Source organism: Salinivibrio sp. YCSC6, assembly GCF_004916735.1.
GTDB classification, from domain to species: domain Bacteria; phylum Pseudomonadota; class Gammaproteobacteria; order Enterobacterales; family Vibrionaceae; genus Salinivibrio; species Salinivibrio proteolyticus.
Genome location: NZ_CP039516.1, coordinates 1,213,326 through 1,234,220, shown reverse-complemented (window position 1 = coordinate 1,234,220; position 20,895 = coordinate 1,213,326). Strand labels below are relative to the sequence as shown.

16 protein-coding genes are annotated in these 20,895 nt (G+C 50.4%); 8 read left to right on the top strand and 8 right to left on the bottom strand.

What is annotated here, in order from left to right:
- Window positions 1–4: 4 nt before the first annotated feature.
- The gene (locus E8E00_RS05680) at window positions 5–1,225 is read right to left on the bottom strand and encodes an MFS transporter (RefSeq protein WP_096628707.1); all 1,221 of its coding nucleotides are present in this window, start codon (window positions 1,223–1,225) and stop codon (window positions 5–7) included.
- 99 nt (window positions 1,226–1,324) lie between these two features.
- On the opposite strand from E8E00_RS05680, the gene E8E00_RS05675 reads away from it, so the two are divergent.
- Both E8E00_RS05675 and E8E00_RS05670 read left to right on the top strand, forming a co-directional pair.
- Complete coding sequence (locus E8E00_RS05675) at window positions 1,325–2,203, top strand: LysR family transcriptional regulator (protein ID WP_096628709.1); 879 nt, start codon at window positions 1,325–1,327, stop codon at window positions 2,201–2,203.
- Window positions 2,204–2,334: 131 nt separating this feature from the next.
- Window positions 2,335–4,500, top strand: coding sequence for a YgiQ family radical SAM protein (locus tag E8E00_RS05670; RefSeq protein WP_096628712.1), 2,166 nt, complete (start codon window positions 2,335–2,337; stop codon window positions 4,498–4,500).
- A gap of 79 nt (window positions 4,501–4,579) precedes the next feature.
- Here the strand turns inward: E8E00_RS05670 and E8E00_RS17145 are convergent, their stop codons facing one another.
- From E8E00_RS17145 to E8E00_RS05660, 3 genes are all read right to left on the bottom strand, one after another.
- Window positions 4,580–4,735 carry a hypothetical protein gene (locus tag E8E00_RS17145; RefSeq protein ID WP_168174037.1) on the bottom strand — a complete coding sequence of 52 codons (156 nt, stop codon included), beginning with the start codon at window positions 4,733–4,735 and terminating at the stop codon, window positions 4,580–4,582.
- 67 nt (window positions 4,736–4,802) lie between these two features.
- On the bottom strand, window positions 4,803–7,898 hold the full coding sequence (locus E8E00_RS05665; RefSeq protein ID WP_096628714.1) for an FAD-binding and (Fe-S)-binding domain-containing protein: 3,096 nt from the start codon (window positions 7,896–7,898) through the stop codon (window positions 4,803–4,805).
- A gap of 141 nt (window positions 7,899–8,039) precedes the next feature.
- Window positions 8,040–9,521, bottom strand: a complete 1,482-nt coding sequence (locus E8E00_RS05660) for a phosphatase PAP2 family protein (RefSeq protein WP_096628717.1) — start codon at window positions 9,519–9,521, stop codon at window positions 8,040–8,042.
- Between the two features lie 50 nt (window positions 9,522–9,571).
- Between E8E00_RS05660 and E8E00_RS05655 the strand changes: the two genes are divergently transcribed.
- Window positions 9,572–11,197, top strand: coding sequence for a VRR-NUC domain-containing protein (locus E8E00_RS05655; RefSeq protein ID WP_096628720.1), 1,626 nt, complete (start codon window positions 9,572–9,574; stop codon window positions 11,195–11,197).
- 79 nt (window positions 11,198–11,276) lie between these two features.
- On the opposite strand, the gene E8E00_RS05650 is transcribed toward E8E00_RS05655, so the two are convergent.
- Window positions 11,277–12,017, bottom strand: coding sequence for a PilZ domain-containing protein (locus tag E8E00_RS05650; RefSeq protein WP_096628723.1), 741 nt, complete (start codon window positions 12,015–12,017; stop codon window positions 11,277–11,279).
- Between the two features lie 101 nt (window positions 12,018–12,118).
- Entirely contained in the window at window positions 12,119–13,408 is a 1,290-nt protein-coding gene (locus tag E8E00_RS05645; protein ID WP_077766220.1) for a DUF945 family protein, read from the bottom strand.
- A 396-nt stretch (window positions 13,409–13,804) separates the two neighbouring features.
- Here E8E00_RS05645 and E8E00_RS05640 point away from each other — a divergent pair, with 396 nt between their 5' ends.
- From E8E00_RS05640 to E8E00_RS05620, 5 genes are all read left to right on the top strand, one after another.
- Window positions 13,805–14,260, top strand: a complete 456-nt coding sequence (locus tag E8E00_RS05640) for a hypothetical protein (protein WP_096628726.1) — start codon at window positions 13,805–13,807, stop codon at window positions 14,258–14,260.
- Between the two features lie 114 nt (window positions 14,261–14,374).
- Window positions 14,375–15,007 carry a DedA family protein gene (locus E8E00_RS05635; RefSeq protein WP_096631417.1) on the top strand — a complete coding sequence of 211 codons (633 nt, stop codon included), beginning with the start codon at window positions 14,375–14,377 and terminating at the stop codon, window positions 15,005–15,007.
- A 148-nt stretch (window positions 15,008–15,155) separates the two neighbouring features.
- Complete coding sequence (locus tag E8E00_RS05630) at window positions 15,156–17,111, top strand: ATP-binding protein (protein WP_096628729.1); 1,956 nt, start codon at window positions 15,156–15,158, stop codon at window positions 17,109–17,111.
- A complete protein-coding gene (locus E8E00_RS05625) occupies window positions 17,108–17,608 on the top strand; it encodes a response regulator (protein WP_069587088.1) in 501 nt (166 codons plus the stop codon). Before E8E00_RS05630 ends, E8E00_RS05625 begins: the two co-directional genes overlap by 4 nt.
- 134 nt (window positions 17,609–17,742) lie before the next feature.
- Window positions 17,743–18,291, top strand: coding sequence for a hypothetical protein (locus E8E00_RS05620; RefSeq protein WP_069587087.1), 549 nt, complete (start codon window positions 17,743–17,745; stop codon window positions 18,289–18,291).
- Window positions 18,292–18,377: 86 nt separating this feature from the next.
- On the opposite strand, the gene E8E00_RS05615 is transcribed toward E8E00_RS05620, so the two are convergent.
- Together E8E00_RS05615 and E8E00_RS05610 are read right to left on the bottom strand one after the other, a co-directional pair.
- Window positions 18,378–19,226 carry a universal stress protein gene (locus E8E00_RS05615; protein ID WP_077480096.1) on the bottom strand — a complete coding sequence of 283 codons (849 nt, stop codon included), beginning with the start codon at window positions 19,224–19,226 and terminating at the stop codon, window positions 18,378–18,380.
- Between the two features lie 11 nt (window positions 19,227–19,237).
- Complete coding sequence (locus E8E00_RS05610) at window positions 19,238–20,752, bottom strand: SulP family inorganic anion transporter (protein ID WP_077455651.1); 1,515 nt, start codon at window positions 20,750–20,752, stop codon at window positions 19,238–19,240.
- Between the last annotated feature and the right edge of the window lie 143 nt (window positions 20,753–20,895).

The window sequence follows — 20,895 nt, the reverse complement described above, 5'->3', positions numbered from 1 at the left end:
GCCATTAATGGCTCAACGCCGTTTCTGATGAAGAGGCGGCGGGTTTGCTTTTTCCCGTTGACTTGTAAAGCGCAAATACAAGTCCCAGCACAGCAAAACCCAAGCTGCACGCAGCGACCACCACACCTTCCCAAGCATAGTGTTGCCAAGCGGCAATCAGGTAAAAGCCCCCCAAGCTGCCACCAGTGTAGTAATGCACCAGATACAAAGCCGTTGCCGTCGCTTTACCCTGATTGGCTTGTCGGCTTACCCAACCATAAGCGAGAGAGTGAGTGAAAAATGCCCCGCCACTAACCACCAGTAATCCAACAATCATCCAAGTGATGTCATGGTGTAAGGTCACTAATACGCCCAACATGGCAACAATGGTGCCAAATGCCATGCCACGAATCGCACCGAACCTAAGTACCCAGCGTCCACTCAATCGTGATGTAACGGTGCCCGCGAGATAACAGATAAAGACCGACGAAACCAAACTCACCGGCAATTGATAAGGCGGCGCCACCAGCCGGAACGCCATTACCGAAAACAAATTGACGAATAACGCAAAGTTGATACCGCCAATTAACATAGCTAGCCACAACCTTGGGGTACGAAGATGAGATAGCACGCCTCGCGAGTGAGTCAATAACGAGGTATTCCCTTGGGTAAAGTATTGCTGGCGCGGCAATAATTTCGTCACCAAGGCGACGCCCAACAAACTTAATACGGCCATTCCTAGCACCGCCCCTTGCCAGCCCCACCAATCGGTCATCATTCCCCCCGCAACGCGTCCGGAAATTCCGCCTAGAGAATTGGCACTGATATAGCTACCTACCGCGATCGCAAACGCTTTAGCAGAGAATTCTTCAGCCATATACGCGACCGCAACCGCGGCAAAGCCACCTAGTGCTGCACCCATCAACGCCCGCAACCCAACAATTAACCAAAAGCTATCCGTTGATGCCATCAGAAGCCCGATCGCAGGGAGCATCCAGAGGCTGGTTAGCATAATCGGACGGCGTCCGAGTCGTTCGGACAATACCGCCCACGGGACGAGTGAGAAGGCAAGACCTAAGGTCGCGGCAGCCAGCAACCAGTTGGCACGGGTTTCACTGATCCCATCGTTGCTCGCAAATACTGGCAACATCGGCTGAAAGAGATATAAGTTGCAAAAAATAAGGAAGGAGCCGAATGCCAGAGCAAAGGCCGTTAATCGGTAACGCGATGAGCCAAGCTCAATCATGACAACCTCATCATCTCATTAAGTTGTGATCATGCTAGCAACGGCAATGTGATTAATAAAATATATTAAATTTATATTATCCATATCTATTATTTATACATGGACATTAAACAGCTGCGTTACTTTATTGCTGTCGCGGAGGCGGGGAGCTTTACCCGCGCCGCACAGCAGCTTCACATTGCGCAACCTGCGTTGAGTATCGCGATCAAAAAGCTTGAACACCATCTTTCTATGCCCCTTTTCGTACGTAGCGAGAAGCGGATTCAGCTAACGCAAGAAGGCCAAGTGCTGCTCACTCATGCGCATCGTGTGGTGCAACAGATGCGCGATACGTCCACCGCAATGGATGAGCTGAAAGGGTTGCAAAAAGGCGAGGTTCGGATTGGTGTGCCCGGAATGCTAGGTTCCTACTTTTTTCCGGACTTATTGATGGGGTTTCGGCGACGCTATCCTGACTTAAAGTTAACCATTATCGAAGCTGGCACCCACTCGTTGCGAAAGATGCTACTGGAGAGTGACCTAGATCTGGCGGTGATCACCGCCAGTGATGTGCCCTCATCGTTAGAAACCATGCCCCTCATTTCCTCGCAAATGGTTGCAGTGGTCAGTGAGGAACACCCACTTGCCGGGTACCAAACCCTCGACTATCAGACCTTTTTCGATCATGAGCTGATCATGTTTCGCCCCGGCTATTTCCATCGTGACTATTTGGATCATATTTGCCATCAATACGCGATACGCCCCAAGCTGTCTTTGGAAACGAATTTGCTGGCGATGATTTTAAACATTGTGCGTCATGGCGTTGCGATTAGCGCATTGCTTGAGATGGTAACCGAGCACGAGCATGGCATTGTGGGGATCCCATTCACTCAGCCGATTAACCTCGACATCTCAATGGCATGGCGTAAGGATGGTTATCTGTCTTTGGCTGATCGTGCCTTTATTGATTATGTAAAAACCCACAACCCCTCCACGTAATAGAGTACCCGCTGGGATCATTTGCCCCTATACTCCATGCAGGAATACCGCTAAAATCGCCGGCTAATTTATCGCCCGTCTTGGGGTATCACCCATCCTCAAGGCCTCTGGGCTGACCAAGAGACGATAACGTGACACCAACTGCTATTTACGATTACACCCCCTACTGGGCTGCTTGCTTTGGACCGGCGCCTTTCCTGCCTACAACCCGAGAAGAGATGGATATACTCGGCTGGGACAGCTGTGACATCATCATTGTGACCGGTGATGCCTATGTCGATCATCCCAGCTTTGGTATGGCGGTGATTGGTCGCGCGCTTGAGGCACAAGGCTTTCGAGTCGGGATCATTGCGCAGCCTAATTGGCACAGCAAAGATGACTTTATGGCATTGGGGGAACCAAATCTGTTTTTTGGTGTTACCGCGGGCAACATGGACTCCATGATCAACCGCTACACCGCGGATAGAAAACTGCGTCATGATGATGCCTATACGCCTAACAATGAAGGTGGAAAGCGCCCCGATCGCGCTGTACTCGTATACTCACAGCGTTGTCGAGAAGCGTACAAGCAAACACCGATTGTACTGGGTGGCATTGAAGCGAGTCTGCGTCGCCTTGCCCATTATGATTATTGGTCCGATAAAGTCCGTCGCTCAGTATTGTGCGATGCGAAAGCCGACATTCTGCTGTTTGGCAATGCGGAACGTGCCTTGATTGAAGTGGCTCACCGTCTTTCGCGGGGCGAAGCACTGGCTGATATGACACGGATCGCGGGGACAGCCGTGATGATGAAGCATCCCCCAGAAGGCATGGCCGAAGTTGACTCAACGCGCATCGATAAGCCGGGTAAAGCCATGGTGATGCCGAATCCTTATGCCACCGAAACGCAATGTGAAACCAATAAGAAAGCAAAACCTGACGCAGCAAAACCGATCACGATTCGTCCTTCTCGCCACGATGCGAAAAATACCTATGTGCGTTTGCCATCATTTGAGAAGCTCAAAAACGATCGTATTTTATACGCCCATGCCAGTCGCGTGATGCACTTAGAAGCCAACCCCTATTCAGCGCGGGCACTGGCCCAACAACACGGCGATCAGCTGCTTTGGATCAATCCACCTCCCGTGCCACTGACTACCGAAGAAATGGATTACGTGTTTGGTCTTCCTTATGCACGTGTTCCTCATCCTAAATATGGAAAGGCGAAAATTCCCGCCTACGACATGATCAAAACCTCGGTAAACATTATGCGTGGGTGTTTTGGCGGATGCTCATTTTGCTCAATTACCGAGCACGAGGGACGGATCATTCAAAACCGTTCGCAAGCCTCGATCATTGAAGAGCTCAACGATATTCGTGATAAAGTGCCCGGCTTTACCGGCACCATTTCTGATCTCGGTGGGCCTACCGCGAACATGTACCGTTTAGGCTGTTCGGACCCCAAAGCCGAGCGAAATTGTCGGCGACCGTCTTGCGTGTTTCCTAAAATTTGCGACAAGTTGAACACGGATCATCGTCACACGATTGATTTATATCGTAAAGCTCGCCAAGTCGAAGGGATTAAAAAAGTCTTGATCGCGTCAGGCGTCCGGTACGATCTCGCGATTGAATCGCCCGAGTACGTGAAAGAGTTGGTCACCCACCATGTTGGGGGTTACCTCAAAATCGCCCCCGAACACACCGAGAAAAACACCCTCGATCTAATGATGAAGCCGGGGATGGGCGCCTATGAGCGCTTTAAAGCCCTGTTTGAAAAATACAGCAAAGAAGCAGGAAAAAAACAATACCTTATCCCCTACTTCATTGCCGCACATCCCGGATGTACGGATGAGGATATGGTGCATCTAGCATGCTGGCTGAAAGAAAACGACTTTGAGTGTGATCAGGTGCAGAACTTCTACCCATCACCGATGTGTAATGCCACCGCGATGTATCACTCTGAGACCAACCCGCTTAAGCGAGTGAAGTATAAAAAACGCGAAGATCTCACCGTCGCCAAAGGCGAGCGTCAACGTAGACTGCACAAGGCACTGTTACGTTACCACGACCCTGCTAACTGGCCACTAATCCGTGACGCTTTGGTACGTATGGGTAAAAGTCACCTTATCGGTAACGGCCCTAAATGTTTGATTCCGAAAGAAGACGCCCCTGCTAAAGTGGGACGTCAGCGCCGCTCTGGACGTCATGGCACCCAGCGCTTCGCGACCAAGCACCCAAATCAACCCGATATTCGTCGCCCCAGCGGTAAAAACCGTGCGTCGGCCACTACCAATAAGCCGTCTCGCAAGCGTAAATAACCGTTTAGCGACAGGGTAAAAAAAACGCCCCAACATCTCGCGATGGGGGCGTTTAATCGTTTGCCGAGCAAATGGGTGATTAACGAAATAGCTCAGCGCCAATAACCAGCAGCGCAAGCACGCCCGCAATACCCCCGACAACCCACGCGATTTTCTTTTGCGTGGCCTCATCAAGGTACTGTGCCGCGGTGATACCAACCAAAACCAGCAAGATGATAACAATCGTTTTAAGCATCTGTTTTGCCTTCGTTTTTAGCCATTATTTCACTGTACGCGAAACCCATTTACGTGCAAGCTCAATGTTACTTTACGTGTTCAGTATGGACACGATCACTGCGAGTGCACGCTAAACGCAGCAATACCTGCAATGGATGCCGCAATTGTTGCTCACTAAACCGTTTGACCTGACTGCGACACGAATAGCCCGTCGCGAGGACCCGCTCTGCCGGCAATTCGGCCAACTTGCCTGACCAACTTAAATCGTAGATGGCTTGCGAGGTCTCACGCTTATCGGCTTCGTGGCCATAGGTACCCGCCATACCACAGCATCCAACCGATACCGGTTTTAGCTCGGCACCAAAGTGAGCGAACAATTGTGCCCACTGCTGCTCTGCATGTGGCAATTGTGTTTTTTCGGTACAGTGGCCAAACAAGTACCAGGTTCCCGCATCTATAGTGTCCGCTGGCGGCAATGCTGGCACCACTGACATCAACCACTCGTGACTGAGTTGAACGTTAAAATCGCCTCGTTTTTTGCCCAACGCTTCGCAGTATTCATCACGATAGCAAAGCACCAATGCCGGATCGACGCCCACCAAGGGAATATTCAGCGCAGCAAGTTGATTAAGAAACGCAGCGGTATTCTGTGCCGTTGCCCCAAACCGGCGTAAAAAGCCTTTCACATGCTGGGCCTTGCCGTTGGGCTTAAACGGAACCAACATTGGCACTTTTCCTAGTTGGCGCGCAAGCTGAACAAGATCATGCACAAGCGGTGCTTCATAAAAGCTGGTAAACGGATCTTGGACAATCAACACATAATTTTCACGCTCTTGTGCAGACAGCGCTTGCAGCCAAGTTAGATCAAATTTTAGCGCATGATCGCCAGCCAAAGACGCTGATAAGGTGGGCACCGATAACGCAGGCGTATCAGTATATCCCACCAATCTTGCCGTCAACCCTTGTGCCCAGCTAGGTTGAGTGACGGCGTTTACCAACTTGGGCGCTTTTGCCATCAGGGGCAATAACGTTTCAATGTTCGCCACGAGGTGGTCTTTGATCGGACGCGGGTAGCGGCTGTAATACAATTGCATAAACCGAGAGCGAAAGCTGGGAACGTCGACTTTAATCGGGCATTGGCTCGCACACGCTTTACACGCCAAACAGCCATTCATCGCTTCCATCACTTCGTGGCTAAAATCGTCCGCTTGCTTACGTCGCGTAAAATAGCGGCCAAATTTTTTCATCACCTCACGCACCGAGGGAGATTGCGTCATTAAGGCCTGTTCCACATCGAGCGGATCGACACCCTGCTCGGCCAATAGACGCAACCATTCCCGTACGATCCCCGCGCGTCCTTTGGGAGAATGGCGACGGTCGTAGCTGACTTTCATCGACGGACACATCGGTGATGCGGTATCATAGTTAAAGCACAACCCGTTTCCGTTACACTCCATCGCTCCTTTAAAGCTGTCGCGAACCTCAACGGGGATTTGCCGATCGTAAAAACCACGCTTGGTGTCATCAACACGAACCAACGCATCTTGGCTATTGATAGGCGTACAAATTTTGCCGGGATTCATGCGGTTTTGCGGATCAAATGCCGCTTTAACTCGCCGTAATTGGGTAAACAAGGTGTCACCAAAAAACGCCGGTCCGTATTCTGAACGATATCCTTTGCCATGCTCCCCCCACATCAGGCCACCGTATTTCGCAACCAGCGCAACCACTTGGTCTGACAGAGTTTTCATGATTCGCTCTTGTTCCGGATCGCAAAGGTCCAGTGCGGGGCGAACGTGGAGCACACCCGCATCGACATGACCAAACATGCCGTAATGCAGATCATGGCTGTCTAATAAGGCACGAAACTCACTAATAAAGTCGGCTAGGTTTTCAGGTGGCACACAGGTATCTTCGGCAAAAGGCACCGGCTTCGCTTTCCCTTTAGTCGCCCCGAGCAGGCCGACCGCCTTTTTTCTCATCGCATAAATCTTGTTGATCGACGCGAGATCACGACAGATTTGATAGCCAATCACACCCTGTTGCTCGTGCTCAATCAAGGCATCCAGCTTGTCACAAAGAGCGGTAATTTGTTGGTCAATATCGTCAGCGTCATTGCCTGCAAATTCCACCATGTTGATGCCATGCATGGTTTTACCCGGCACATCTTGCAACAAATCACTCACGGTGTGCCAAACAATGTCGTTGCGTGCCAAATCCAACACCTTGGCATCAACAGTTTCGACCGATAACGCCTTGGCCTCGACCATCATGGGCGCATTGCGCAAGGCCGAGTCAAAGCTGTCGTACTTGATGTTGACCAAGGTGCGCACGGTCGGGATCGGAGTAATGTTTAAGGTCGCTTCGGCAATAAAGGCCAGCGAGCCTTCCGCGCCACATAGGACGCGGCCGATATCAAACCGACTCAATGCGTCATCATAGACATGCTTAAGATCGTAACCAGTGAGAAAGCGGTTTAAAGGCGGAAAGGTACGCGTGATCAAATCTCGGTGCTCTCGACACACCGACGAGACAGTCTCTAATGCACGACCGGCAAGATCGTCTCGCTCCATCGCATGATTTAATTGGTCACTATCTAAAGGTTGCGTATCTAACACACTGCCATCGACGAGTACCGCCTTTAACCCCAATACATGGTCAGAGGTTTTCCCGTAACGAAGCGAGCCTTGTCCCGATGCATCCGTATTGATCATACCGCCAATGGTGGCGCGATTACTGGTCGAAAGGTCGGGCGAGAAGAAAAAACCGTAAGGCCGCAGGATGTCATTGAGCTGATCTTTAATCACGCCAGCTTGTACCCTGACCCAGCCTTGCTCTGGGTTAACCTCCAAGACCTGATTCATGTGGCGAGAAACATCTACCACCACATGTTTCGTCAGTGATTGGCCGTTAGTGCCCGTTCCGCCACCGCGAGGAGAGAATTTAATCGCATTGAAAGGCGGCGCTTGTACGGTGTGCCCAATGAGTGCGAGGTCGTCCACACTCGCGGGGAAAAGCACTGCTTGTGGCAGTGCCTGATAGACGCTGTTATCGGTCGCCACCGCCAATCGGCTCGCGTAAGTTGACTCAATATCGCCTTCAAAGCCTGCTTGCTGCAAAGCGGTTAGAAAATCAACGACGGCGGACGACAAGCCCGCCTGTGGGTGTATTGCCGGTATCATTGCTGTTCCTGTGCGCAGTATCCACCATGCCTGGTGTGACTTTTTGTTGTGCTGTCACTTTACCTTAACTCTACGCGCAGCCAAAGCGATCACCCATAATTCACCATCAACCCATCACAAAGCACCGTTCGCCAAACGTAGCTATAACGATTGCATGCCTATTTTTCGGGCTAACCAACGTGCTAACTCAGGGCTGGCGATCAATGCCCAAGGCGGTATGCTCCAAATTGCCATGCACGTGAAGATTAGCAACACCCAACTGACCCCAGTTAACTGGCTGACACCATAAGCAATACCGAGAATGATCCCCGCGCCGAGAATAATCCACGCAAAAGTGAGTATTTTTCCGCCTTGTGTTTGTGCGGGTTTACGGGTTGGGAACAGCTTATGCCAAACTTGACCGGTATAAACGCCGGCCGCGAGGGCAGCGAGATACAGCAAATTTGGCAACTTCACCGCTAATGCTGCAAGCGCCAATATGATGCATACCAACAGCCATATCCGTGCGGTATTGAGCAGTGGCCGCGCATTTTTTACCGTCAGACCATCGAGTTTGACGGTCACACTTGCAATGCCGGCACCAATCAAGCCGCCAATGATGACATCACTGGCAAAGTGTACACCGAGGTACATCCGATTCAGGCCCATCAATACAATCACTAATACTGTCAGCGCCAACGCTCCATAGGCGGGCGGATGCTCAGCGCGCCGCTTAAGATACCAAGCCGTTGTTACCGCTGCCGCCAGTAAGGTGTGGCCGCTCGGTACTGTAAAACCTCTCGCATCACCGATTTTTAACTCGGGCCAAATAAAGAAAGGCCGAGGCATTGCAAAGCCGCTTTTTAGAAGGGTTGATACCGCGGCAGCACTGATCAGCAAAAACAACAAAGACAAGGCCGATTTATGGCCCCTGAAGACCAGAAATAGCGGCACAAAAGCAAGATAGAATGCCGTTTCCCCTAAAATATTGACCAGCCAAAAGACCTGAGTGGTGAACGAAGCCATGGTCTCGCCCATTGCGGCAACGGCTTGCTGGACACCCGAGACTAACCCGTACTGACTTACATAAAAGGCAGGGGCGAGTGCGCTAAAGTCTGCCAACGCGGTCACATCGCTGCTTGGCACTTTATCGACTAAAGACCACAGTAGCGCTCCCCTGTCATTAAATCGATATTGGTACTCTTCAGCGTGCGCTTTGGGTACGAGTCGGGCTTCGTCAATTTCAGAGGCAAAGTTCGGCGCCAGCCACGCAGGCAAAATGCCAGTACCATCCGCTTGGGAGACAACCGGTAATGGGGCCAAGCTGCGACAATCAAACAAGACGCCGCGATGATCCTGATAACGTACCTTACCAACATCGACGCGAATAGCGGTCTCTTCAAACACTTCTCGTGCTAATGCTTTTTGCGGGGATTCCGCAAGGCTTACACGGCCGCCCGGTAATCCATAGCGGCCACTGACGCGGTCTTTGACGAGCAGCAAGCGCCCTGCAGGATCAACCACCATACAAGCCACGCCAGCGATCCCTTGCTCAGGTGAAAACGTATTCTCTGCGTCGGCTAACACAGAACTCGACACCAACCAGCTAACAACTGACAATAGTAAGGCGATACTCCATTTCATGCGGCAGCTCCTGAATGCATGTGTCGTAACAAAACAAAAAAGGACAAAGGATGACGCAGCCTGACCCTCTTTCTCCCTATTATTATCATCATAACTTCCTATGCTTGATGGATTTAGTGTCTGAACGTGATTGGGATCTGCTCAATCACGCAGAGCGTCATTGGATCACCACCTTTCAACAGCTTAGCTTTAAGGCGCAATGTTTGCTGATCCGATTATTGATGCGTCGTCATGATTGGTTTGTCGCCGAAAAATTGGTGTATCACGAACTCGGCGACTTGTCTCCTTTACTCGACGAATTAGCCACGCAGGGCTATGTTCGCCTCACCCATCAGGCGGCCACCGAGGTGGTGCTGAATCTCCTGACCAAACCCCAGATGGCTCACGCTTATCCGCAGGCTGACGTGCCCAAAAGCGCCAGTAAAGCGCAATGGCAAGTCGCGATTCAAGCGACTTATGGCGACACGTTGAACACCCCAACCATGCTCATTGAGTGTCTGCAACCCGAGTTGTTATCCGTATTTTTACTGCTCTACTTTGGTAACTCGCGTCAAGACTTGAGTCAGTTTGTGGTGGCCGAGCTGGGTATTCAAACCTTTGAATCTTACGCGCTCCGTCAATCAGAGCGTCTCTTTCAATGCCGTGAACATATCGACCATTGGTTGCACTTATCGGCATTGAATGAGCATTATTGGCAAGCGAAAAAAGCCAAGCAACCCGACATCATTCTCGCCCTAACTGACCAGCTTCCCGCGCGGTACGCATGGCCACCACTGGAGCGGAAACGCCAACGGTTAGTGAATCGCATTGCCCGTGAACACGAACGCCATGCAAACCTTGATACGGCACAAATGCTCTATCAAACCACCACACAGCCTCCAAGCCGTGAACGACAAGCGCGGATAGCCATCAAGCAAGACGATATCGACTTGGCCTCCACACTGATCGGCACCATGTTGCGCGCTCCTCATGATGAGGATGAACGTGACATCGCCTGTCGCCTCGCCAAACAAAAAAAGATCCAACAACATATTGGGCTCCATGAATTGCCTGCGACGCCGATCAGCGAAATACACACAGAGCACCTGGCTTTACCCTTGCACGATCGCGTTGAGTGGGAAGTTGCCGATTATTATCGCGCTCAAGGTTGGACAGTCTGGTACAGCGAAAATTGCTTATTGAACGCACTGTTTGGATTATTTTTTTGGGACATCCTTTTTATGCCCGTCCAAGGAGCATTTCTTAACCCATTTCAACGCGGGCCACGTGATTTATACAGCGAGGAGTTTTGCACTGCGCGCCAACCTGCCATTGACGATCGCCTCAGTGACATAGACAACGCGCGTGCGCTGATAAAGCAGCATTATGCAGAAAAGCACGGCATAACCAATGATTGGGTCCACTGGGGAGTTATCGAATGGCCGTTACTGGATGCAGCGTTACGCGCGCTCTCCACCCACCAACTCAAAGCGTGTTTCGAAAGAATATTGTTTGATCGACGGCATAATCGCAGCGGTCAGCCTGACCTTTTTATGTGCCGAGCCGATAACTATCAGTGGGTCGAAGTAAAAGGACCCGGCGATACGCTCCAGCACCATCAAAAACGCTGGCTGCACTTTTTTAATCATCATGCCATCAATGCAAAAGTCATCTATGTGCAGCGCTGCCCGCAGTGATAATGATGCGATTAGTGGACAGCGCATGGCGATGCAAGGCCTCGCCTAAAGAGAGTGGAGGGAGCTTAAAGTGACACTGTCACTCATCACTTTCAACGGTGGGATTAAAAATGTAGCGTGAGCCGTCAAAAACTAAGCGTTTAATCAATTCACGACAGTGCTGAAGTCCCGATTGATCAAAAGACAAGCCGTAGCGCTGCATGCCCCACTTTTGTTGACGATTCTCTACTTGTCCACTCAGTACAAAACAGTCATCCCCGTGAGAAGGCCGGACTTGAATCGCGAGTTGGTGCTTCATGTCAAACACGGGAGCAATAGCATCAAAACTAAATCCACAACCACCGGCGGAGATATCGGTTAGGTTGACCGACAAACGTCGCTTCTCAAGTGGGATTTCACCTTTGACGTTGAGCTCATAACGGCTTTCTTTCCGCTGTTGAATCAACTTGGCTTGCTGGGGTAATTCCACCAGCATAATCGCAGCTGGCGACATCATGATGTGTGAGATCCGCGAGGCAAAACGAATTTTGGTGCCTTCCCCCTCATCCGATACGCCATCAACCGCAATGCGATACCCTTCGACAAAGAACTGGTTTAACTGCTTAATGTTGCGGGTGGGAATGGTAAAGAACAGTCGCTGTTCGCCATCAAAGCCAATGAAGGTACTCTGGCAGCTAAAAATTTGCCCAACCGGGGTTTTAATTTGTACGTGAGTGGCGGTGCCATGTTTAAGAAAGCCAACGGCACGTAAGCCAATCACGGCTTCTTCACGCACTGTTTTATACTTTTTGGCTTTAAGATCGGGGAGTGCTTGGGTCATGAATTATCTTATAGCGTTATAGTTATCAACTATTTATACAGCTAGCGAAATAAGGGGTCAACAATGGAGCACACTAAGACTGTGCCCCATCACTGATTGTGTTAGATCATTAACATCGCAAATAGCATCAGCGGCATCGACTCGCCATTGCTAGACACAATTTGATTACCCTCAATAGTGGCAGTGAGCTCAAACTGTCCCTCATTCATCGTAGCGTATCCCGCTTTGATCAACTGCTGTTTTTTCGCCTGCCATTGCGGCTGGCTGAGCAATGCATCTGGCACGGTAATGTCGATATTGCCTGACAAACGGCTGACCAAGGCATTTAAGTCTAACTGCGCCGCGGCTTGTGGGTCCGCTTTGGCTAAGTTCAGCGCAACATTAGCGCTTACATCGCCATCCGGTAAGGTGATGCTCGCCGGTGCAATATCTAACGCTAGTCCTTGCTGTAATAGCGTCATCATCGCTTGATCCAGTGCGTCAACTTGCTCTGGGTTCTCAAGATCAGATGAGAGGCCGGCGATGGTCGCCATCGCCTGATAGTCTAGCCCTTTCGCATCAAAGACCAACGCGATGTTGCGCCATTCACTGTTATCCGGCAACGTAAATGAAGACACGGTAATGCGGTTCGCATTATCAATGCGCGCACGCGTGTTTTCATCTGCATTGACCATTTGATTGCTGATCTGAATTTGACTTTTTCCGACTCGATAAGCTTGATTGCTGGTATCAACCAGACGCATGCCTTCAACCGAAAATGCCTGCTCACCAATCCAAAGGTCATCTTGCAAATAACCCCGTCCTTGACCTTTAGCCGTATCGATTTTTATCTGCTCGCCGTTATCGGCATTCAGCGCCGCCGCTGGCCAGTTAAAATCGAAGGTAATTTCACCATCGCGTGCCAAGCTCCCCATCAAGGTTAGCTCGCTGGCTGTCAGATTCTTGCCCTCATTCGTGAATGAGAAAGGCGCGACGGTCAACTGATAATCCGACGCTCCTGTCACAAGCGTTTCCATGTCCAATCGGATAGGAGTCGGGTTACCCGGCCATAGGCGCTGGGTGAGTGTTTGTAGCTCGGGGGTCAACACTAAGGTATTCGTCGATGATACGCCGAGCACACCGTGCGTGATCTCTGAGGAAAGATCATACTCACTGGGCAGGCCCGCTTCTTCTAAGGCTAGCTTGACGTCACCTTTAAAGTGCAAACGCGTCACAGCACGAGAATCAAGGTAACCGCGATGGTATTCCCGTTGTTCTACCGTAATGTCTGGCGAGCTAAATTGTGCCACTTCGCGCTCATACATAGATTGCGCGATTTGACCGGTGGCAAACGGCCAACATGCCGCCACCGCAACAGCGCCAGCCATGGCGCCGTATTTTCCTAGAAACATATCTTTTGCCCTCAAGGCACTCGAAAAGCTCTAGTGTAACCAAAAATAGACGGTGACGATAACACTGACATGGCATCCTGCGTAACGGGCAACAACTGCCGATACAACATTCCGAATCTTTTTACATGAAAAATCATATATCTCACTGATTTTTATCAGTTAAAAAGCAAATCTGCACCGGTAATTATTTTATAAAATAGCATTAGATCTCCCAGCCACCTCACGCTATGATGATTCATCCTACTTGCAAGCCCTCCCGGCATAATGAGGCAGGAAAACACTACCATTGACGCGTCTCTCACCGCTTAGATGAAGGCTCAAATTATTCATACGGCCATCACTTTGCCTATCGCGTGTTCAATGCGATCGACGTTTGATTCTCAGAGGCACATTTCGATGTATGTATTCGCGCGTTTTCGGTATGCGTGGAATAGCGGACAGCGCGGCGTCAGCGTCGGCCTCTCGTGTTTCATGGCTGCGTTGGCCGTTTTCTTATTGGTTCTCGCCGCGTCGCCACTTCCTTTGCATGCCGCGCCATACGTCACCTCGCCCTTTGGTCATCTCATTGCTGATTCGACCGTGGCACCCCATAGCCACCATCGCCCTGATATGGCTTGCTCGGTAAGTCGCCTTGGACTGTCACGAGCAACAAATGACAGCGACAGTCCCGGCGATGACAAAAACCCACATAACCCGACTAGCCACCTTGTGGACACCTGTGGCGCGTTTTTGCGCTTTGCGACACACTTCATGCTAGTATTGGCGTGTCAAAGACAGCAACAGACATTAACGGTTGTTGTGCCTCGATTACTGCAGTTTCCTCACCTATTCGCACGCTATGCACATGCCTAGCTTTTTCACCATAAATTGTTGAAAAACGTGAATAGGTTTGATGAGGAAATAGTCTTGGACGCTTTATCTGTATTTTCTGCATTATGGCATCATGATCTCGCTGCACTGCAGCACATGGATCTGTCATTGCTTTATGTTTGTGTCGGCTTGTTAGTATTCGCAGAAAGCGGCTTTTTACCCGCCGCGCCCTTACCCTGCGACAGCGTTATTGTGCTTTGTGGGAGTTTGGCGGCTTTTGGCGTCTTCCACCTCTACGTGATCATAGTAATTCTGATCATGGCTGGCTGGTTAGGCAGCGCAATGGCCTTTTATCAAGGACAACGATTAAAAGAGTGGCGGTGGGTATCTCATTGGTTGAATAAAGTGCCTGCCAAGCATTTGCAGCGAGCCGACACGTTAATCGGCCGATATGGTCTGCATGCCATGTTTGTCGCACGTTTTTTACCCGTGGTACGGTCGCTACTCCCGATGATGATAGGGTTAAGGCAAGGGCTATCACTGCCCCGTTTCTTGATGAGTTCGCTCTGCAACGCGGTTTTTTGGATCTGTCTGTTGGTCTTATCAGGCTATGCCATTTCATACCTGCCGCCCAAACTGGCTGGTATCGTTAATCATCTTTTGATTATTGCGCCACTGATGACATTAGTGATTGCCAGCCTCAGTCTGTTGGTCGGATGGTTGTTCCACCGCCGTACGCGTAAACGCCGCAGCCAACTCACCACCGAACAGGAAACCTTGATCGAATAATGCTAAGTACAAGGCGTCAGCACATCATGGGTTGGCGCCTATTTTGTGTAAGGATGTGACAAAGTGCGTTATTGTCGACCGATTCGCATCATCGCTGGCTAAATCCGCTTACAATGCAAAGCATTGAGCAGAAATTCAGCGATTCCTTATGAATGCCTACGTGATTTTGTGCGTCGACCACGATCCCATCATTATCGAGAAGCTCACTCACGATTTAGCCCCTTTTCGGGATGTTTTCGACCTGTGTAGTGCCGATAACCCTGATGACGCCAACGCACTTCTTGATGAATGTCAGCATCAAGGTCAACAAGTGGCAATGTTGATTTGTCATAATCAACCCGGTGATGACAGTGGCATCAATATGCTCGTCAACATCGATAATCACCCAGCTAGCATCGGTGCGCGCACTCTATTGCTCAGTGATGCGCCACAGTATGATGCCATTTTGCAGGCGGTGAATGAGGGACGGTTAAACTATTGCATGCATAAGCCTTGGCGTCGGGATGAACTACAACGCGTGGCCGAAAAAGAGCTAACCACTTATGTGTTACGCTACTGCCAGCATGATTTACTCCGCTATGCTGAAGCGCTCGATCACCGCGCCTTGCTTGATGCACAAGTGGAACGCGAAATTAACCAGTTCCAATCTCAGCTGTTCTCCCCCTCAAGTAGTGACACCCGCGCCATTGCCGACAAAGTAATTCAAGGTCTCTATGCTTTTTTCGAAGGGAATGATGAAAGCAAAGCGTGTCGCACTTATAGCCCTCACCATGTTCTTACCAAAGAAAATCAACCCAATGCATTTCTCTGGTTTATTGCCGAAGGCGAAGTGGGGTTGTACAAAACCGATGACGATGGCCAAGAGCATCATGTTTCTACTCTAAAAGCAGGCAGCTTGATCGGCAGCATGTCATTTGTCACCGGCGAAGTGTCTTTCTCAACGGCCCGCACCCTGACACGCACCCAGGTGATCAAAATTGACCACGAACTGTTTGCCAAAATCATGCGTAGCCGCTCGGAGCTATTGCCGCTGTTTATCCAGCACCTACTACTGCATTTTAACCAGCGCTTAAAGCGCAGTATTGGCACCGAAATTCAATTGCAACAAACCCTCGCCTCATTGGACGCCGCCAATCAGCAATTGGTCGAGAAGGAAAAAATGGCGTTGCTTGGGCAACTCGTGGCCGGTGTCGCCCATGAACTAAACAATCCCGTGTCGGCCATTCTGAGAAATAGCGACGCCCTCGGTGATGCATTACAAGCGGTCGCACAAGCACCATTAACGCCTGATAGCCTTGAGCAAGCACTCACATTATTGCAGACGAACCGCGAAGCTACGCCTCTCTCGACGGCTCAAGCACGCGCCTACACTCAAAACTTAACCGACCAAGTCGGCGATCGTCATCTTTCCCGTGATTTAGTCGGAATGGGACTGTATCAAGCTGATGAGGTCTCGCACTGGCAACAGCAACTGGGCGATGCCTTTACTCCCACGGTGGAAATCTGGCGACAGTACGCCCGCTGCGGCCGCTTGCTGCGTTCAAACCATGTCTGTGCCCAACGCATTGCCGATTTAGTCAAAAGCTTACGCACCTATGCGCGCCAAGATACTGAGCAGCGTCAGCGCACTCAGCTGCTGGAAGGCATTGAAGACACTCTGACCTTATTTGAGCATCGACTGAAACCCCATCAATTGGATAAACGCTACCACCCATTGCCGGAAATTGTCGCCCAGCCCTACGCGCTGGCGCAAGTGTGGACCAACTTAATCGCCAATGCGCTCGACGCCATGCCAGAGCCCGGCACACTCACGGTACAAACCGACCTTGTCGATAACGATGAAGAAAGTTACATCCAAGTCGCGATTTCAGATACCGGCGTGGGCATGACGCCAGAGCAACAAGAAAAAATCTTTGCCTTAAACTACACCACCAAACGCGAGGGCCACTTTGGCTTGGGCATTGGTCTGACCGTGTGCCAACAAATTATCCAGCAACATGGTGGTGATATTCGTGTGTCATCTGTTCAGCAACAAGGCACCACCATGACAGTGACACTGCCCGTTTCGCTCTCCCCTGCTACCCGTAAGGAGCCCCAGTTATGAGCCAGTATATGATTTTATGCGTGGATGACGAACGTGACGTGCTTGATAGCGTCATGGATGACTTACAAAGCTTTTCTGATCATTTTGAGTTAGAAGCCGCAGAGTCGGTTGCAGAAGCACGCGATGTGATTGAGCAAATGGCGGCGCAAGGCACGCAATTGGCACTTATCCTGTGTGATCACATTATGCCAGGTGAACTTGGCGTCGATTTTTTGATTGAGCTGGCGAAACAACCGCAAACCGCAGGGGCGCGTAAACTGCTTCTCACCGGCCAAGCGGGACTGGAAGACACAGTATCGGCGATTAACCACGCCAGTTTACATTACTACATTGCTAAACCATGGCAAAAAGCGACGCTTACCAGCGTAGTCACTGATCAATTAACCAGCTTTATGATTGAGCACGAACCAAACCTGTTGCCATGGACCAGTGTACTTGATACGCCAAGACTCGTGGACGCCATCAACAAGCATAAATTCGAGGTGGGCGGCGAATAAGCGCTTTTTGCCTGAATACCCGCCATTGGGTCAGAAATCGGTAAAAAAGCCACGTCTGCAACACGGATGTGCTTGTTTATTCGTTCAATCGTCTTATAGAATGATTTCAACACCAATAACAAGTGGAATTGATAATGCGTAAATCTCTATTAGCCGGCGCTATTGTCGCTCTGGCCTCATTCAGCGCCGCGGCCAATGAAGACGACGCCAGCCTGAGCACCATGAGTAACTTCAGTTACGATTACGTTGAAGGGCGCATTGGTGTCAGCCCACTCACCTATGGTGCAGGATTTAGCATGTCTATCCATCCTAATGCACACATTCGCGTTGAGGCAGACACCGAGTTTGATTCAGACTGGGATACATCAGCTGGGATTGGCTTTCATGCCCCGATTAACAACTGGGCAGACCTGACCGGTGAGCTGCTTGCTCGTGGCGTGAACAAAAAGGATTACGACAGTGATGTGGGCCTAGAAGTGAACCTAGGTATCCGTCAGTGGTTGGGTCCACAGGTAGAAGTTGGCGGCCAAATTGGTTTGCTCACCGTTGATGACGAAGAAGATACCTTTGGCTCTGCATACGGCCGTTTCCACGCCACCGAACTCTTTTCTTTGGGTGCAGAGTATCGTGTAAACGAGTGGTATGGCGACCAATTTATGTTTACCACACGCTTTAAGTACTGATCCCCAAACGTACTAAAGACAAACGGTCTACAGATACAAAAAAACCCGCATCATGCGGGTTTTTATTTGCTTGCTATCCGGCACGGTTAGCGGATCAACAGCATAGGCACCGTTGATTCAACCAGCAGCTTGGTGGTGTTGCTGCCCAAAAAGAACTGACGCAGTTTCGAGTGACCATAAGCCCCCATCACAATCAGTCCAACTTGGTTGGCCGCTTGATAGTCTAGGATAGCGCGGTGCACCTCACCGGTTAACTGCACTTCAACCACATCGACACCCGCCGTTTTCAAGCGCTCTGCCGCACGTTTAAACGCTGCCAGCTTTTCTTGTGAGTCTTCTACCATCACCAAATGACATGTCATCCCTGCCAACAGCGGCGTGCTCAAGGCTTTTTCTACCAACTTTTCGCTGATGTCGCTGCCATCAAAGGCCAATAAGTAAGACTCTGGCGCACTGAACTCACCATTCGCGACCAAGGTATGCGCCTTGATGGAGCGGATCACACTTTCCAGCTGCGATCCAATCGCTTTGGTATCGTTTTGATGCAATTCACCCGATTTACCCAATACCAAAACACGAGTTTGTGGCTCAAGCTCAAGTAATGTTTCTACTAAATGGCCGTGGCGTTGCAGCTTACGCACATCGTCCAGCCCTTTGGCTTTCGCGTCGTCTTCCAGCTCAGACAGCAGCGCTTTGCCGTGTTTCATGGCTAGCTTGGCACGCTGCTCATCCAGCTCCACCAGTTCTTGCAACAGTTGTTCACGGCTCCCGACTCCTAGGTTACCTGAAAGCTCAGGTTCCGCTGGGTGTGAGGACTTATCCAGCACATGCAAAAGTGTCAAAGGGACAGACAAGCGCTTGGCTGCCCAAATGCTCAAGTCTGCGACTTGCTTTGAATAATGCGGGCCATCTACGCACGCGGTAATTTGTTCCATGGTCGGTCTCCTTAGTGGCCACCCATCATTTTTTCTACTTCTTCCGGCTTATCGTGCACGCCGAACTTATCGACGATGGTCGCCGTCGCATCATTCATACCCACGATGTTAACTTCAGTGCCTTCACGACGGAATTTAATCACCACCTTGTCGAGTACAGACACGGACGTAATATCCCAGAAGTGCGCTGCAGAAAGATCGATGGTGACACGCTCCACCGCTTCTTTGAAGTCAAACGATGATAAAAATTGATCTGACGAGGCAAAAAAGACTTGGCCAACAACGCGATACGTGCGCTCGTCGCCATTGTCTGCATTGTCGCTTTTGACCACCATAAAACGACCAATCTTGTTGGCGAAAAATAGCGCCGCGAGTAACACACCCACAAACACACCAATCGCCAAGTTATGGGTGAATACAACCACAGCAACGGTCGTCAGCATAACGATATTGGTCGACAGTGGGTGCGACTTCAGATTAATGATGGACTCCCAAGAGAAGGTACCGATCGAAACCATAATCATGACCGCGACCAACGCAGCCATCGGAATCTGGCTAATCCAATCGCTGAGGAACACCACCATGATTAGCAGCAAAGTACCGGCGATAAAGGTCGATAGACGTCCGCGGCCACCCGATTTCACGTTGATAACGGACTGACCAATCATCGCACAACCGGCCATACCACCAAGAAAACCGGTCGCAATGTTAGCTACACCTTGGCCTTTACATTCACGGTTTTTATCGCTGCTGGTATCGGTCAAATCGTCCACGATAGTGGCGGTCATCATCGATTCCAACAAGCCAACCACCGCCAGTCCCGCAGAGTATGGGAAGATAATCGCCAGCGTATCCCAGTTTAGCGGCACGTCCGGCCACAAGAATACAGGTAAGGTATCCGGCAGCTCACCCATATCTCCGACAGTACGTAAATCAAGGTTGTATGTCATCGCGATACCGGTAAGGACCAAAATACACACCAACGGAGAAGGAATGGCTTTACCAATACGCGGGATATAAGGGAACAAATAGATAATACCAAGGCCCGCTAACGTCATTGGGTAGACATGCCAGAGGATATCGCCCTCGCGCATGATCTCGGGGCCAAACAGCTCAGGGAGTTGCGCCATAAAAATCAAAATCGCCAAGGCGTTCACAAACCCTGTCACCACTGAGCGCGAGACAAAACGCATCAGGTTGCCGAGTTTTAGATAACCCGCACCGATCTGCAAAATACCGGTAAGCACGGTAGCGGCAAGTAAGTATTGCAAACCATGCTCTTTCACCAAGGTTACCATCAGCAATGCCATCGCACCTGTGGCTGCCGAGATCATCCCCGGACGACCGCCTACAAAGGCAATGATCACGGCGATACTGAACGAGGCATACAGACCGACTTTGGGATCAACGCCGGCAATAATCGAAAAGGCAATCGCTTCAGGAATCAAAGCCAATGCCACTACGATACCCGCGAGGATATCGCCGCGTACATTGGAGAACCAATCACGCTGAATTCTATCTATCATGAACGTCTCTATAAATTGGGATTAAAAAGTGATGTCGCGTTCTGATCTCGGGCCTGCTGCAACCCAGAAAATCAAAAGGCGTGATCCTAGTCAGTTATTAACCAAGCGTCAACCGTCACATTTTTATCAATAAAAGACGTTAT